This window comes from Limnohabitans sp. 2KL-17 (genome assembly GCF_003063415.1).
Classification (GTDB): Bacteria; Pseudomonadota; Gammaproteobacteria; order Burkholderiales; family Burkholderiaceae_C; genus Limnohabitans_A.
Map to the genome: position 1 here is coordinate 1 of NZ_NESK01000042.1, position 17,133 is coordinate 17,133.

Annotated in this window: 7 protein-coding genes; 5 read left to right on the forward strand and 2 right to left on the reverse strand. The window is 60.1% G+C overall.

Going from position 1 to position 17,133, the window contains the following annotated elements:
* Window positions 1-571 precede the first annotated feature (571 nt).
* Genes B9Z45_RS15750 through B9Z45_RS15770 form a run of 5 tightly spaced genes read left to right on the forward strand, consistent with a single transcriptional unit; the run spans window position 572 to window position 16,150 of the window.
* Entirely contained in the window at window positions 572-2,671 is a 2,100-nt protein-coding gene (locus B9Z45_RS15750) for a type I secretion system permease/ATPase (protein ID WP_304481802.1), read from the forward strand.
* A 2-nt stretch (window positions 2,672-2,673) separates the two neighbouring features.
* Entirely contained in the window at window positions 2,674-4,089 is a 1,416-nt protein-coding gene (locus B9Z45_RS15755; RefSeq protein WP_108408163.1) for an HlyD family type I secretion periplasmic adaptor subunit, read from the forward strand.
* Entirely contained in the window at window positions 4,079-5,530 is a 1,452-nt protein-coding gene (locus tag B9Z45_RS15760) for a TolC family protein (protein WP_146180939.1), read from the forward strand. Before B9Z45_RS15755 ends, B9Z45_RS15760 begins: the two co-directional genes overlap by 11 nt.
* 40 nt (window positions 5,531-5,570) lie before the next feature.
* Window positions 5,571-6,197 carry a toxin-activating lysine-acyltransferase gene (locus B9Z45_RS15765; RefSeq protein WP_108408165.1) on the forward strand — a complete coding sequence of 209 codons (627 nt, stop codon included), beginning with the start codon at window positions 5,571-5,573 and terminating at the stop codon, window positions 6,195-6,197.
* A 17-nt stretch (window positions 6,198-6,214) separates the two neighbouring features.
* Window positions 6,215-16,150: a hypothetical protein gene (locus tag B9Z45_RS15770; RefSeq protein WP_108408166.1), complete on the forward strand. Its 9,936-nt coding sequence runs from the start codon at window positions 6,215-6,217 to the stop codon at window positions 16,148-16,150.
* A 348-nt stretch (window positions 16,151-16,498) separates the two neighbouring features.
* Here the strand turns inward: B9Z45_RS15770 and B9Z45_RS17555 are convergent, their stop codons facing one another.
* Window positions 16,499-16,627, reverse strand: coding sequence for a hypothetical protein (locus tag B9Z45_RS17555; protein ID WP_255562054.1), 129 nt, complete (start codon window positions 16,625-16,627; stop codon window positions 16,499-16,501).
* 11 nt (window positions 16,628-16,638) lie between these two features.
* The gene (locus tag B9Z45_RS16945) at window positions 16,639-16,905 is read right to left on the reverse strand and encodes a hypothetical protein (RefSeq protein ID WP_146180940.1); all 267 of its coding nucleotides are present in this window, start codon (window positions 16,903-16,905) and stop codon (window positions 16,639-16,641) included.
* Between the last annotated feature and the right edge of the window lie 228 nt (window positions 16,906-17,133).

A 17,133-nucleotide genomic window follows, 5' to 3' on the forward strand; every position in this document is an offset into this window, starting at 1 on the left:
GCTTACAAGTGGGCCAAGGCGAACAAAAAACGAAGGGAATATCAGAATGCGAAAGGAAAATCAAAAAAATCAAAACCATGCGGGGCGAAATTGCGCTCGCGAATGGGGTATTTCAGCAGCCTGTTAGGCGTGACCACCAACGTTCACAGGCGGCAGCTGGGTGTGTCGGCGGTTAGCAATTTGGCCAGGTCAAAGCGCTTAAAAACGAACATCCCTAGGACGAAGATCTTGGGCGCCAACTTATTAAATGGGTACTAGAGAATACCCTTGTTGAAAAAAAGTAATATTAATTATATATTTCAATAAATTGTCAAATCATCAAAAAAGCAGGGCACATGAGGAAAGTCAAGTTGAAAAATGCAGGGTGTTCGAAGACGGGGCTCATCTCGCTGAGTTGCGCGCTCGTGAGGGTCCTGCTGTGCGGGGTTTTCGGGGGGGCATGCACCGGACGAGCTATTGACGAGCTCAAAGCCAGCTCACGAAAATATTGCCTCTTTGGCAAATACTGCCTTTCGGTCGGTTTGTGAAATCCCTAGCTTCCCCTACTGAGATGCCAGCGATGGGTACCGGAATGGCTTGCCTGTCCATGATGGCCGTGTTCCATGGCCTGTCCATGGACCCCAAAAGACTGGCCCATGAGATGGCGCTGGGCTCGACGGAGCTCACCACCCGGGACCTTGTCCTGGCTGCTCGCAAGGTTGGGTTTCATGCCAAGCTTCACAAGCCGCAATTGAGCCGTCTGCACTTGCTTGGCCTGCCCTGCATTGTCTTGGACAAGTGGGGGCAGTACTTTCTGCTGGGTGCGGTCCGACAGGAGCAGGGCGAACAGAGCTATCTGATCCAGCGCCCCGGGGTGCAGGCGCCTGAAGTCTTGTTGAAGGCTCAGTTCGAGGAGACCTGGGCCGGCGAAGTCACCCTGCTGACCTCCAAGGCCTCGCTGGTGGGCGAGTTGGCGAAGTTCGATTTCAGCTGGTTTATTCCCGCCATCATCAAGTACCGCAAGCAACTCCTCGAAGTCCTCATGGTCTCGCTGGTGCTTCAATTGTTTGCGTTGGCCACCCCGCTGTTCTTCCAGGTGATCATGGACAAAGTGCTTCTGCACCGTGTCACGACCACCCTCAACGTGATCACCATTGCGCTGCTCGTGGTAAGCCTGTTTGATGTGGTGCTCAACCTGCTGCGCACCTACCTTTTTGCCCACACAAGCTACCGCATCGACGTGGAGTTGGGGGCCAGGCTGTACCGACATCTCCTGAGCCTGCCCTTGTCCTACTTCGATGCCCGTCGCGTCGGCGATTCGGTCGCCCGCGTGAAGGCACTCGAGCAGATCCGTGAGTTCCTTACCGGCAACGGCATCACCCTGGTGCTGGATCTGGTCTTCTCAGTGGTCTTTATCGCGGTCATGTTCTTCTACAGTGCCCCCTTGGCCTGGGTGGTTGTGGGCTCCATCCCCTGCTACTTCGCTGTCTCCCTGCTGGCCACACCGCTGCTGCGCCGCCAACTCGATGAAAAATTCAATCGGGGCGCTGAAAACCAGTCCTTTCTTGTCGAGTCAGTGTCCAGCGTCCACACCATCAAATCCATGGCGCTCGAGCCCCGTTGGATCAAGTCCTGGGATCAGCAGTTGGCCCAGTATGTCAGGGCTTCGCTGCAAGCCAACCGCACCGGCATCGTGGCCCAGAACTTGGTCTCCCTGATTGGCAAGCTGGTGATGATCCTAATCACCTGGTTGGGTGCCTCGTTGGTCATGGAAGGCAGCATGACCTTGGGGCAGCTGGTGGCCTTTAACATGCTTTCGGGCCATGTATCGCAGCCCGTGATGCGCTTGGCACAGATGTGGGCAGACTTCCAGCAGGTCGGCATTTCAATGGCCCGGCTGGGCGACATTCTAAATACGCGCACCGAGGTGTTCGAGAGCAACACGGCGCTGCCCGCTCTAAAGGGCAGGGTGGAGCTCGATGGGGTGACCTTCCGCTACCAGCCCGGCGCGAGTGAGGCCATGCGCAACGTGTCCATGGTGATCCAGCCTGGGGAAACTGTGGCCATTGTGGGGCGGTCAGGTTCAGGCAAGAGCACTACTACCAAGCTGATCCAGCGCCTGTACCACCCTGAGGCCGGCCGCATTCTGATTGACGGCTTCGACCTTGCGCTGATCGATCCGGCCTCTTTGCGCAGGCAGATCGGCGTGGTACTGCAGGAGAACACCTTGTTCAACCGCAGTGTGCGAGACAACATCGCCGTGTCAGATCCGTCCGCCACGATGGAGCGAGTGGTGTATGTCGCCGAAATGAGTGGCGCTCATGAATTCATCCGCGAGCTGCCCCAGGGCTATGACACGGTCCTCGGCGAGAACGGTACGGGTCTGTCGGGGGGGCAGCGGCAACGCATCGCGATTGCCAGGGCTTTGCTGTCCGATCCGCGCATCCTCATCCTCGACGAAGCGACCAGTGCGCTGGATTACGAGTCCGAGCGCATCGTGCAGGCCAACATGGAAAAGATCCGGGCCAACCGCACTGTGATCATCGTAGCCCACCGGCTGTCGGCCATCCGCTCAGCCGAGCGGATCTATGTGATGGAACGTGGCCAGATCATTGAATCGGGAACGCACCAAGAGCTGATGGAGCACGCCGATGGTTTTTATCACCACCTTGTGCGCATGCAGCAGATGTAACCATGAACTTTCAAATACATCTTTCGGCCTGGCGTGAATTGCTGGGCAGGTACCGCAACATATGGCGCGCGGCCTGGGCGCAGCGCGCGCAGCTCGACCGCCCCGACCGCACTGCCGAGGAGGCTGAGTTCCTGCCGGCAGCTCTGGCCGTCCAGGACGCGCCGGTCTCGCGCACTTTGGGCTGGGGCCTGCGCGGCATTGTCATCTTCTTTCTGCTGGCCCTGATCGGTGCCTGCCTCTTCCACATCGATGTGGTTATCAGTGGTCAAGGAACCATCATCCCCTCTGGGCATGTCAAGGCGGTCCAGTCCCTGGAGGCTGGGGTGGTGCGGCGCATCACGGTGAGCGAAGGCCAGAAGGTACGTCAGGGCGAAGTTCTGGTGGAACTGTTCTCGCCTGGCATTTCCACAGACTCGGCTAAGCATGATGCTGAGCGTCTGGCGTTGCGCGAGGAGCTCCAGCGCTTGCTGCTTTTTAGGCGGTGGCTGGACCATGGCGCCTCAGTTGCCGAATCCCGCTTGTCTATGAAGGCGCTGGGTCAGACCGATCTCCTGCAGGCGCGCTTTGGTGAATTCCTGGACCGCAAGGACCGCGCTGAAGCTGAATTGGAGCGTCGACGCGCCGAGGTTGCCTCGGCCTCGGGGGCCATGAACAAGGTGCGAGAGGCCATTCCCCGCCTGCAGACCAAGACCGATGACTACCGCGACCTGTTGGCCGAGGGCTATGTCTCGCGCCACAGCGCCTTGGACCAGCAACAGATGCTGGCCGATGCCCAGGCTGACCTGAACATCCTTGAGAGTCGTCGGGCCGAGGCGCAGGCCTCGCTCACAGAGGCAGGCAAGGCCCGGGCGCAGCTGGTGTCGGAGCTGCGCCGCACAGTGCTTGAGCAGCAGCGCGACTACGAGATGCGCCTGGCCGCTGCAGAGCAGGAGTACCAAAAAAACAAGGACCGGGATGAGCTGATGGTGATCCGCGCGCCCATCGACGGGGAGGTCAGCCACCTCATGGCCTACACCCTGGGTGGCGTGATCCCTGCCGGTCAGACGCTGATGAACATCGTGCCCGACGGCCTGGAGTTGGAGATCGAAGCGGTCATTGATAACAAGGACATCGGCCACATCCGTGCGGGCCAGGAAGTGCAGATCAAGGTCCAGAGCTTTCCCTTCGGGCGCTACGGTTTGATGACCGGCCAAGTCAGGGGCGTCTCCGCCACCGCGGCCATGGACGAAAAGAAGGGCGCCATCTACAAGGCCCGAATCTCCATGCCCGACAGGCAGAAACGTCTGGCGCTGTTTCCGCATCCGCTGGTGGCAGGTATGGATGTCACCGTGGAGGTGAAGATTGGCCACCGTCGGGTCATCGAATACTTCATGAGCCCGATGCTAACGGCGGTGAGGGAGGCTGGCCGTGAGTGGTAAGACCTGGAACCGCTGGCTTGTGATGGCGTGCATTTCACTTTGCTTGGGCCTGCCCGCAGGTACTTGGGCGGGTCCGGGGAACCTGGCCGATCCCCTGGGGGTTGAGTCTCGGACCTCGCCCCCTGACCTGGGCAGCGCCGTGACCGACTGGGATCAGTTCTGTGCGACCTTGCCAGCCTGGCCGCCAGCCACGCGGCAGCAATTTGGGCAGTTGGCCCTGTGCCGGAACAATCGCCTCAAGATCACCCTGGCATCACTGCAGGCGCAGGTGGCACGACACGGCCAATCCATATCGGCGGGCTTGCCCACCGCCAGCCTGACCTCGAGCAGGAGTGGGCGCAATACTGAAGCATTTCGGATTGACAACCGACCAGAGCTGCTTGTGCGGGGCGATCAGGAACGGCTCCGAAAGACCGCCTTGTCGGTGTCTGTGCCCATCCCGCTGTCGGGGGCTGTCGCGGCGGGCATTCAATCGGCCCACGAGTTGGTGCGCGCAGCCAGCTGGGAGGTACAAGAGCAGGTCGACACTCTATTGGCTGAAACGCTCAAGGCGAGTTTTGAGCTCTACCTGGCCCAGGCCATGATAGATGTCTACCAAAGCGGTCAGGAGCTGGCTCAGGAGAGCGCCAAGATCGCTCGCGGGCGCGAAGCTGGCGGTACGGCCAGCCTCTCCGAGGTGCTGCAGGCCGAAGCCGCCTCGGCCAAGTCCAAGATCGACCAGCTGCGTGCCCGCGAGAGCCTTCAGCTCAAGCAGGCTGCCCTTGCCTCGTTGCTGGCCCTCGCACCCGAGCAGGTGTCCAGCTGGCAGATAGACGCCGCAGATATCGGCCTGCGAGTCAGGCCCAACCTGGATGAGGCGCCGGCTGTGGATTACCTTGCGCAGCGTAGGCCGGCCATGGAGGCGGTTCTGGCCAAGCTGCGAGCGGCCGATCACCGCAGCAGCCAAGTCCGACGCGAAGGATGGTTCACGGCCTCAGTGACGGCGGGTCTGGCTCAGCAAAATCAGAGTAATCGCGGGCTGATCACCCAGTCGGGGCTAGAGAAGTCGGTAGGCCTTGCAGTGACCGTGCCGATCTTTGAGGGTTTCGCGCGGCACTACAAGGTGGACGAGGCGGGTGCACAGCTCGAAGGTCTTCGCCAGGAAAGTGAAGAGCTTCGCCTTCGCCTCGAATCGGAGGTGGGCCAGAACCGCGCCTTGCTCATTCAAGAGGTGGCACTGAAGACGCATGCAGAGCTTTACCTAAGCCTGTCCCAGGCATCGCACCAGGCGGCCCAGCAGCGATACCGCAAGGGACTTGCCGAGGTTAGTGAGGTCATCAACGCACAAAGAGAGTTGATCAACGCCCGCTCCGAGCATCTGCAGTCATCGGTTCGCCTGGCGATCGCGCAACTGCGCGTAAACCGCGATGAAGGCCATTTGCTCGAAGAGTACCGGCCATAAGCCGGGGAATCCCACACCCATCCACCACGAGGAGTAGCTCATGCAATTTACAAACTCAAGTCCACCCACAGCCACAGCGGACGAACACCTGTCATCGGTCAGCGCTCCAGCTACCGGTCCCTCGCCCAAAGATATTGAGTGGTTGTGCCCCTCGCTCACGTCCGCTGCCTTCGATCCCATGGCGGCGCTGGGCATGGCCACCTGGCTTTGGAGCCAGTCCCCACTGCACGCGGACTGGCCTTCCAAGCTTCTGGCCCGTAGCATCTGGCCGGCCATTGTTCACCGCCAGTTCATGCTAGGACGCGACCAAGACCGTCAACCCGTGGCGTACGTCAGCTGGGCCTGCCTGGACGAGGAGCGTGAGCGCCAGTACCTGCGCTCCCCATCCTCCCTTGCGCAGGACGACTGGGTCAGTGGCGATCGCATTTGGTTCGTCGACTGGATCGCGCCCTGGGGCGGAACGCGCGCGGTGGCACGCAAGATCGAACACGAAATCTTCCCAGACCGCACTGGCCATTCCCTGCACGTAAAAAAGGGCCAAGAGGTCGCCCGGATCAGGGACCACTTTGGCAAGAACGTCACGCTCGACCAAAAGCGCCACTCTGTCGAATCACTCAAGAGCAACCTTCAGCAGGCCTTTGCCACTGAAGCTTCTCGCAACCACTGAACCTCAAGGAAATCATCATGCCCGTGACCTACAACCTGAATAACCTCGCTGACATCCAGTCCCTGCTCGACGACAAGGACTTCATGGGGTACATGCGGGACTACTTTGCCGCGAACATGCCATTGCCAGTGCCCGAGCAGCCCATGAGTAACTTTATGGATATCAAGGGCCTCAGCCGGGGGTTCGGCAATATTTATGGCAGTTACTCGTATGCCGCCTTTCCGGCGGGCTTCGTGCGCGACGCCATCGAGGCATATCAAAAGTGGACCGGGGGGGCGAAGGCCTTTGATTACACCGGCAATGGCGTCTATGACAGTACCCGCCGGTATGGCCAGGCAGGGTGGGTGGCTACCTCCCTGATGCAGGCCATGATCATCGCCGGAACCACCAACCGTGGACAAGATTGGGACAAGGTCCAGATTGCCCGGTATGTGCTCTTCGCCGCCACCGAGGCGGCGTTTTTGGCTAAGAATATCTGGTACGTGTCCTCTCAAAGAGGCATCAAGGCCAACTGGGATGTACGCATCGAGGGGATGAAAGCACTGGGTTTGGATGCAACTTCCCTGCAAAGCTCCAAGAGCTTGGCCAACGCCCGCCTTGATCTCAAGAACGCAGGATTGACTTCGGCGGGCCTGGCTTTGTTTACTGTATTCGGTGCGCTGGGTATTGCTCGCAATCTTGCCACCGACTTTGGTAACGAGAAGGACCCGGTGTACCGAACGGCAGCTGAACTGGCCCTGGCCAGTTCCTTCATGGTCACCGGGGGCAACGCCCTGGCCAGCCTCGCCAATGGCTTGACCGTGGTGGAAAAGCAACTGCTGATTCGCGAGCTGATGGCCGGGCTGTCCACACCCATGATGGGCGGGACTTCAGGCGCCGCCAAGACGGCTTTCATGACCTCGGCGCGCCTGGGCAATGTGACGGCCGCCATGGGTCTCGCCTCTTCGTTCTTGATGGCAGCCTCCATCATCGTAAGCCTTGCGGCGCAAGCCCATGTGCTGGCCAATGCAGGCAGCCGAATGACAGACAGCCAGAGAGCGGCTGCTGGCGTTGAAATCGGCATGCAATCGCTGGCTGCAGCGATTGTTATTTCAATTACGGTAATCCAAGCTGCGGGATTGCTGTCCACTAGCGGGCCACCGGGCTGGGTGGGCGCGGCAATTTTGGCTGTCGGTGTGGCCCTGCTATTCAGCCCAGTACAGATTGAAGCTGGTGTGTCCATGCTTCGGTTCGCGGATCGGCTTGACCGCATATCCGACGGTTACAAAGCTTATGGATTTGACGGCTATAAATACCTGGGCGAATCTATGCGCACCCAGGGTTGGTTAACGCTTTCAGGCCCCATGGCAATCCTGGCGTTTGGGGGGACTGGAGTACTGTGGGCCATATTTGGCCCACTCTTTCACCAGCTCATCCTGGAAGACCGCGCCGACGCCATGCGTGGCTCTATCCTGAGCGAGCACGGCTCGTTTGAAAAATTCTGGGACCAGTCTTATTTGGCCGAGGCCCGAAAGATCTTTGCCAGCCAGAACTTTCTGAGCTCGATCAGTGACATGGCCTCAGGCCTGTCGACGGACGGCTCGGAACGCCTGCTGGTGCTGCTGGGGCTGAGCAGCAACGAACTGCAAAGCAACTTGGCGGCGATCATTCGCGAAGGTGCTTCTTTGCCTTCTGCTGTGTTTTTTGCCTATTCGTTGCGCAAGAAAGCAGGCGTCAACGAAGGCGTCATGATACGTTCCATCCTTGACAAAAACACGGGTACGGTGGACCTGTCCACCGACTTGATCAAGCAGCATGTGAGCTTTTATGGCCCGCTCATCTCTGCTTCAGACACAGGAATGCGGATCAGGGAAAACACCGGCAAGGACAGCTACAGCACCCGCATCGTTTATGAACCCAGGCAATGGAGCTTTGTTGACGGCGACACTTCGACCACGGTTAGCCTGAGAGGCCTGTCGTTGAACAACCTCAACAACAACGACAACTTGCCCGCCCGGATGAGCATGGGCGGTGGCAATGACGTTATCTTTGCGGGCGCGCGACATTTTCAAGTAGACGGCGGCACCGGTATAAACGGGGTGGACTACACCGAAGCGTTTGTGGCGGATACGGGGGGTAAAGGGGGGGGGGGGTCATCGATGACCCTGCAGCAAGCCGCCGATGGGTCGTTCACCGTCCGTCGCAGTGGCGTCGGCATGATGGCTTATGAAGAAATCAAGACCCGCACCGAGCGCTATGGCAAGCGCACAGAGACCATTGAGTGGATTGAAACGGGCTTTAAGCAGGTCAATTACACCGCCACCGACCATCTGACCAACATCCAGTGGATCAAGGGCTCGGTGGGTAACGACACTTTTTTCGGCGGCAACCAAGACAACTTCTTCGTGGCCTCAGTGGGGGCCGACCGCTACGACGGCGGGGGCGGCACCGACTGGGTGGACTACAGCCAATTCAATGCCGAGTCGCGCATGCACAACACAGGCATCCGTCTGGGGCTCGACACCCAAGGCTTACAGCAGGCAATGGGCTGGACTGCTGCTCAGCTTGCTGCTCAGTTTCCTGTCTGGATGCCAGACCAGGGTGCGGTGTACTTCTTCCACGATTCGGGGGTGGGGCGAACCACTTTGTTCACCAATCTGCTGGTCAATATCGAGAACATCCGTGGTACGTCCAAGGCCGACGTGTTGATTGGCAACGCCAAGGCCAACGTGCTGATGGGCGGCGCCGGCAACGACACCATCGACGGTGGCGCGGGCAATGACGTGATTGGCACTGGCAGCGGTCGTGACATCGTCCTGGGGGGCGATGGCAATGACATGATCTATGCAGAGCATGCAGGCACACAATTGCGGGGCCGCTACGTGATGATCCGCAAAAACGCGGGGGTGGCGCAGCACCTGACCCTGGCGGAGCTGCAAGTGATGCGCGGTGGGGAGAACATTGCGCGAGGCAAGACATTGGCGACATCCGGACAATTTGATGCGAGCCAGCACAAGGCGGGCAATCTTGTTGATGGTAATACCGGTGGCGACATGTGGAAAGACGGCATCTTTGCAAGCTCGATGGTAGGTGGCGGCTGGATCCAGGTGGACCTGGGTGCCTCGACCGGGATCGATGCGATCAACGTGTTTGGCCGCACGGATGCGTGGGCGGGCATGAACGGCGACTTCACGGTGTACGTCAGCGACGTGGACATGAGCGCGATGACCACGACGCAGATCGAAGGGAGCACGGGCGTGTTCATGAGCCGCCAGGACGGACAGGTCGGACGGGTCTCCTTGACTCCCGCAACCTTTGCCTATGAAAACCAGAAGACCATTCACGGGAGTCGGGGTGTAGACACGCTTGACTACCGGTACACGGCAACGTCTTTCAGTGTGGGCATCAACGCCTCTTTGCTCTCGGGAACCGCGACCACCTGGTCGGCTGACCCCGCATCATGGACCATCAAGGACACCTTGTCCAACATCGACAACCTGGGAGGAACCGACGCAGGGGACAGGCTGGTTGGCGATGGTCAGGACAACGCGCTCAACGGGTATGCGGGCAACGACCTTTTGGACGGACAGTCTGGCAACGATGTGATTGTCACCGGACTGGGACGGGACTCGGTGCTGGGCGGGGCGGGCGATGACACGGTGCTGGTGCAGCGGCGCGCGCCGGCGATGCAGGGGCGCTACGTGATGATCCGCAAAAACGCCGGGGTGGCGCAGGCCTTGGCACTGGCGGACCTGCAGGTGATGCGCGGTGGAGTAAATATTGTGCAAGGGGCGTCCGTGGTCTCCTCTAGGACAGGGGACCAGACGAATCACAAGTCGGCCAAACAGGTTGTGTACCAAGGTCAAGGCTATTCCAACTCACCGATAGGAGGCGGCTGGGTCCTGGTGGACCTGGGTGCCTCGACCGGGATCGATGCGATCAACGTGTTTGGCCGCACGGATGCGTGGGCGGGCATGAACGGCGACTTCACGGTGTACGTGAGCGATCAAGACATGAGCGCGATGAGCACGACGCAGATCGAGGCCATGTCGGGGGTGTTCTCCAGCCGCCACGATGGCTGGTCAAGCCAGGTGACGATTGACGCCAAGGCCATCTTGGCTGCTGACCAAAAGACCATCGACGGGGGCGAGGGCACCGACACGGTGGACTACTCCAGCTTTGAAGGCATTCAGGGCGCGGGCATTGAGGCGGACCTGTCGAAAACGGACAACCAGACGGTGAAGACCTGGCGCAACGCCAACGGCACGATCAACGCGGGCAGCGCCATCGACAGCCTCCAGAACGTCGAGAATCTGGGCGGCACAGGCGGCAACGACAAGATTGTGGGCAGCGATGTGGACAACCGGCTGTGGGGCTATGGCGGCGACGACATGATCGAGGGCCGGGGCGGCAACGACACGATCTTCACCGGGCTGGGCCGAGACTCGGTGCTGGGCGGGGCGGGGGATGACTCTGTCGTGGTGCAGCGGCGCGCGCCGGCGATGCAGGGGCGCTACGTGATGATCCGCAAAAACGCGGGGGTGGCGCAGCACCTGACCCTGGCGGAGCTGCAAGTGATGCGCGGTGGGGAGAACATTGCGCGAGGCAAGACATTGGCGACATCCGGACAATTTGATGCGAGCCAGCACAAGGCGGGCAATCTTGTTGATGGTAATACCGGTGGCGACATGTGGAAAGACGGCATCTTTGCAAGCTCGATGGTAGGAGGCGGCTGGGTCCAGGTGGACCTGGGTGCCTCGACCGGGATCGATGCGATCAACGTGTTTGGCCGCACGGATGCGTGGGCGGGCATGAACGGCGACTTCACGGTGTACGTCAGTGACGTGGACATGAGCGCGATGAGCACGACGCAGATCGAGGCCATGTCGGGGGTGTTCTCCAGCCGCCACGATGGCTGGTCGAGCCAGGTGACGATTGACGCCAAGGCCATCTTGGCTGCTGACCAAAAGACCATCGACGGGGGCGAGGGCACCGACACGGTGGACTACTCCAGCTTTGAAGGCATTCAGGGCGCGGGCATTGAGGCGGACCTGTCGAAAACGGACAACCAGACGGTGATGACCTGGCGCAACGCCAACGGCACGATCAACGCGGCCAGCGCCATCGACAGACTCCAGAACGTCGAGAACCTGGGCGGAACAGGCGGCAACGACAAGATCGTGGGCAGCGATGTGGACAACCGGCTGTGGGGCTATGGCGGCGACGACATGATCGAGGGCCGGGGCGGCAACGACACGATCGTCACGGGCCTGGGCCGAGACTCGGTGCTGGGCGGGGCGGGGGATGACACGGTGCTGGTCACCCATGAGCGCCAGAAGCTGCTGTGGAGCGCGGCTGCAACCCTGGGGGCGGCGCCTGTGACTTTGGCTGCGATGGGGCGGGTCTTTGACGCCGACCTGACCGATTCTGCCAACACGATAACGGTCGATGGTGCATTCTTTGGCGGGGAGCGCCAGGCGCAGATTACGTCGGTCGACCGCAGCCAGACGGGGCAGGTAACGTTCTGGGCGCAGTACTGGGACGGTAGCGCTACCAAGGCGGTGAAGGTGTTGCTTGGTGATACGACCAGTGGCGGTGTGCAGGCCAGCGTTTTGGGGGCTGCTTTGGTGGCACGCAACGTGACTGCACAGAACTTTGACTGGAACGCTGAAGTGGTGTCGGTAGCGTTGTCTCACGAGACATTCGACGCAGGCTCAACGCCAACGGGCTGGGTCAGTACAGCTCAGTGGGGATCAGTCAGCCAGGTCACGACGCTGGCGGCGCCGATGAACGGATTTCTGGGACGGTTTTCTGATGGCACGGGCAAGCAAGTGGTGTCCAAAGCCTATGATTTTGGCAAGGCGTATGCCAATACCGAAGTCACGGTCTCCTTTGACATGTACGAGATTGATTCGTGGGACGGCGAAAGCTTCAAGGTCTTTATCAATGGCTCTGAGGTCAGTTCCAAATCACTGCATTTTGGTCGGCTGGACGGCGGGTCCAAGATTGGCAATCCGTCCAACGCCTCAACGGGTGGGTGGGGATACGACCCGGACTTTGACGAATTGCACCGCTATAAGTTCCAGGCGGTGACCGATGCCAATGGTCGCCTGACTTTGGGCTTTGGCTCGACGCTCGACCAGTTGGCCAGCGATGAAGCCTGGGGCATCGATAACGTGGCCATCAGCCGCCCTGGCGTGGCGCCGGTAGCGCTGTCTCACGAGACATTCGACGCAGGCTCAACGCCAACGGGCTGGGTCAGTACAGCTCAGTGGGGATCAGTCAGCCAGGTCACGACGCTGGCGGCGCCGATGAACGGATTTCTGGGACGGTTTTCTGATGGCACGGGCAAGCAAGTGGTGTCCAAAGCCTATGATTTTGGCAAGGCGTATGCCAATACCGAAGTCACGGTCTCCTTTGACATGTACGAGATTGATTCGTGGGACGGCGAAAGCTTCAAGGTCTTTATCAATGGCTCTGAGGTCAGTTCCAAATCACTGCATTTTGGTCGGCTGGACGGCGGGTCCAAGATTGGCAATCCGTCCAACGCCTCAACGGGTGGGTGGGGATACGACCCGGACTTTGACGAATTGCACCGCTATAAGTTCCAGGCGGTGACCGATGCCAATGGTCGCCTGACTTTGGGCTTTGGCTCGACGCTCGACCAGTTGGCCAGCGATGAAGCCTGGGGCATCGATAACGTGGTCATCAGCCGCCCTGGCGTCATTGACTCAAGTGTTTGGCTTGGGGCAGACGGGCATGTGGCATCGCTGGCCAGCTACACGGTCAAGAAAATGACGCTCGTGGGGCTTGGCGCATGGACCGACCAAAAGACCATCGACGGAGGCGAGGGCACCGACAAGGTCGATTACCAACAAATGGCAGTGTTTCGCGGCGCGGGCATTGAGGCGGACCTGTCGATAACGAACAAGCAGACGGTGAAGACTTGGCGCAATACCGATGGTACGATCAACGCGGCCAGCGCAACCGACAGCCTTAATGGCATCGAAAACCTGGGTGCGACCGAGGGCAACGACAAGATCGTGGGCAGTGAGGTGGACAACCGGCTGTGGGGCTATGGTGGTGACGATGATATTGACGGCCGCGGCGGCAACGACAACATTTTTACCGGCACGGGCCGGGACACGGTGCGGGGTGGCGCTGGCGATGATGTTGTTCAGGTGGAGCACGCTGCAGATGGGGACTTCTTCAGCGACGACACGCCTCTGTCCAGCAGTGCGCGTAATGTTCTTGCAACCAGCACCTTGGACCAGGTCAACTTCCTGACGAGCGCCTTCGTCCTGAGTGGCGCTGGCATCCCCTCCGGACAGGCCGGTAAGATCCTGCAGGACGAAGGTTCGGCCCAGGGTGTGGGCACCCGCACACTGTGGATCGGCTATTACGACGGGACCCAGACCCGAGCTGTCCGTGTGCAGTTTGCCGACGCGACAGACGTGAACGTGAGCGCCCGCGTCCTGGCCTCCAAATCTACTGTCGGTGATGTGACGGCCTCCGCCTTTGACTGGAATCAGCAAGGCACCAGCGCTGGGGCGGTTTACACCCTGGCCAGCATGAAACTTTGGAAAGCCCTTACCAAATTCACCGATGCCAAGGAGATTGACGCAGGCGATGGCAAGGACACGGTGAGCTACAGCGCCTTGGCGGTGCTGGGCGATGCGGGCATCGAAGCCGACCTCTCGAACGCGGTCAGCCAGACAGTCAAGACCTGGCGCAACGCCGACGGCACAATCAATGCCGCGAGCGTGACCGACAAGCTCGCCAACATCGAAAGCCTGGTGGGCACTACCGGCAATGACAAGATCATCGGCAGCGCGGCAGACAACCGCTTGTGGGGCAACGGCGGCAACGACCAGATCGACGGCCAGGCGGGCAACGACGTGATCTCCACCGGCACAGGGCGGGATACCGTTTTGGGCGGGGCGGGCGATGACACCATCGCCATCGCGCATGAGCGCCAGAATCAAACCTGGACCTCCGCCGGGTATGTGGCGGGCTCGGCGAGCAGCCTGGCCGCTGTGGGGCGGGTGGCCGAGATCAACCTCGTGGATAGGGCCACTGCGGTCACTCTCAACGGCGCCTCCTTAGGGCGAGACCAGCTCGCGGAGATTGCTCGGATTGACCGCACCGTTCAAGGCCGCCTGACGTTCTGGGCTCAGTTCTGGGACGGCAGCGTCACCCGGGCGGTTCAGGTGGAGGTGCGGGACACCCCAACCGGCGGGGTCGAGGCCCTTGTGCTGGGCGCGGCCTATGTTCAAAAGAACGTGACTGGGCAGGACTTCGACTGGGGCAGTGCCATGGCCATCAAGACCACGGTGGCCACCGGGGACGCCATGGCTGGTCAGGGCGTCAAGCGCTTGGCACTGGCGGGCCTGGGTGCCTGGGGCGATGCCAAGACCGTCCAAGGCGGTGAGGGCGTGGACACCGCCGATTACCAGCAGATGGAGGTGGTTGACGGCGCCGGCATTGAGGCCGACTTGTCGAATACGGCCAGCCAGACCGTCAAGACCTGGCGGCAGATCGACGGCAGCTTGCGTGAGGCCAGCGTGATCGACAGCCTCAAGGACATGGAAAACCTGGTGGGCACCTCGGGAGACGACAAGATCGTCGGCAGTGCCGCAGCGAACCGGCTGTGGGCTGGCGATGGCGATGACTGGGTGGAGTCAGGCGATGGCGCCGACATGATCTCTACTGGGGCTGGACGCGACACCATCATGGGTGGCTCGGGTAATGACGCGATCTTCGTTGAGCAAGAGGCCGCTACCCTCAAAGGCCGCTATCTGCTGATTCGGCACACCCCGGGTGTGGCTCGTGCCCTGTCGCTGTCGGAACTCAAGGTCTGGTCGGGCGGCAAAAATGTGGCCTCGAGCGCTAAGGTGATCTTGTCGGCCGACGGGGCCGCCAGCGGCTCTCCAGGGGCCAAGCTCATCGATGGCGTAGAGGGTACCCTCTTGACCGATGCCTACCTGAGCCAAGCCACAGATGGATCTTCCTGGGTGATGATCGACCTGGGTCAGGCGTTTGCGATCGACAGGATCGATCTGTCCACCTTGGCCACCTCCATGCATGGCCCCTTGGGTGGCAACTTGGCAGTGGTAGTGGGCGGCCTGGATTTGCAGGGTGATGCGTCCAATTACGCGCGGTTGACAGCCCGCAGCGATGTGCGATACGCCGAGCTTGGCGGTCAGCAGTTCAGTGGGGTGTCTGGCCTGCTGTCTGCTGACGGTCGCCTGAGCTTAGGAGTGGAGCGATTCGTCCGCAGCAAGACCCTCGACGGCGGTGCGGATGAAGACTTCGTCAGCTATCGTGCCACAGAAGGTTCCAAGGGTGTGGGCATCCATGCCTCGCTTGCCACTTCCCAGGTCCACACGTGGTACGAGAACGGGGTGACCAAGGACGGCGGCGCCATCGATGTTCTCAAGGGCATTGAGAACGTGGGCGGTACCGAGGTTGACGACTGGCTCGAGGGGGATGCAGGCGCCAACAAGTTGGTGGGCTACGGCGGCAACGACCGACTCCGTGGTGGCGCGGGCAACGACCAGCTTGCCGGTGGCTACGGCTCCGACAAGTATGAGTTCTCGGGCGACTGGGGCACAGACATCTTGTACGAAGAGGATAAGGGCGACACAATCACTGATACGGATCGGGTGGTCTTCGATGCCGACACCGGTTACGAAAAACTCTGGTTTTCCAAGCAGGGCAACTCCTTGGTGGTCAGCAGCATAGGGTCGTCGAACCATGTGGTGATGGCCGACTGGTATGCAGACTCCTCGTTCAAGGGCAAGGTGGAGCGATTCGAATCCGGTGGTTATGAAATCGTCGGCGTGCAAAAAATCAACGCCTTCGTTTCTGCTCTTGCCACGTTCAGCGCGTCTGCGCCCTCGTCGATAGGACAGATGAACCAGCAGGGTGTCTACAACCAGATGGCGCAGTACTGGTTGGCGAAGCCTCTTTGAGGCACTGCCCATGCTGGATAGTCATTAAAAAAGTAAAAGGAAGGTCATGAAATTTCAATTATCGCTCCTCGGCCTTTGGTGTGAAAACCATTGTGAACGTGCTGGATTCGGTCACGCCATCTACATGAACTTCCAACCGAAGTTTGAATGACCTTGGCTGGAGCAGTTTGGTGCCGGAGTCAAAGATGTAGCGGATGTCGGCTGTCAGCGCGGTCTTGAGCGCTGCTTCGTCGCGGTGCTTTCAGCTCACATGTGAGCCGAAAGCACCGTGACGATCGAGTGCTTGCCTTAGATCACAACCGAGAGCTTGGCGTGGTCGTTGATCAGCACATGCCCGGCCTGGTTGCTCTAAAGCGCATAGGTGTCGATATCCACCACGGTGCTGGTTCCGGTGTCATGCCAGCCTGCACCACCGAGCACGACTTCGTCGTTGCTGGCGGCGTCAATCACAATGACCTTGTGTGGGCTCTGTAGCACTTGCGCCAGGCTCAGGTGCAGGGTGTTGGCCGATGTGTCCTGGATCGTGTGAGCAGACGAGGCCGACCGGCGTTGGAGACGCCACCACCGGCATCGGCATTGACCGTGCCAAACAGGTCGAGATCCTCGATCGTCTTGCCTGCCTTCACCTGATGAGCCCAACGCTGGGCAAGAGATGCTTCTATTGCTTGCCAAGGCATGCAACTAGCCAGCACCGCCAGTGGGTGGCGCAAATCGATCATCTGATCCAGGCAGTTACGGAAAAAGTCATCGGTCATGGCGCTGCTTTTACAAACTACCAGAAAACAGACTCCATTGAATATCTATTTGAGAGTTTCGGTTATCCGGATTCACCCCAGATCACCAGCGTTCATGAGGGCCCTGATGGCCACCCAAATTCCCCCACTTATGGCCACTTCAAAATCCCCCACCTGAATTGATCGGGGACAGGGGTTCAAAGCCGACACCGTCGGCACCTGTTGGCAGGACGCATGTTCTGGCCCTCC

Coding starts and splice junctions, on each gene's coding strand:
- B9Z45_RS15750 (WP_304481802.1), top strand. CDS start 572: ATGGCTTGCCTGTCCATGATGGCCGTGTTCCATGGCCTGTCCATGGAC.
- B9Z45_RS15755 (WP_108408163.1), top strand. CDS start 2,674: ATGAACTTTCAAATACATCTTTCGGCCTGGCGTGAATTGCTGGGCAGG.
- B9Z45_RS15765 (WP_108408165.1), top strand. CDS start 5,571: ATGCAATTTACAAACTCAAGTCCACCCACAGCCACAGCGGACGAACAC.
- B9Z45_RS15770 (WP_108408166.1), top strand. CDS start 6,215: ATGCCCGTGACCTACAACCTGAATAACCTCGCTGACATCCAGTCCCTG.
- B9Z45_RS16945 (WP_146180940.1), bottom strand. CDS start 16,905: ATGACCGATGACTTTTTCCGTAACTGCCTGGATCAGATGATCGATTTG.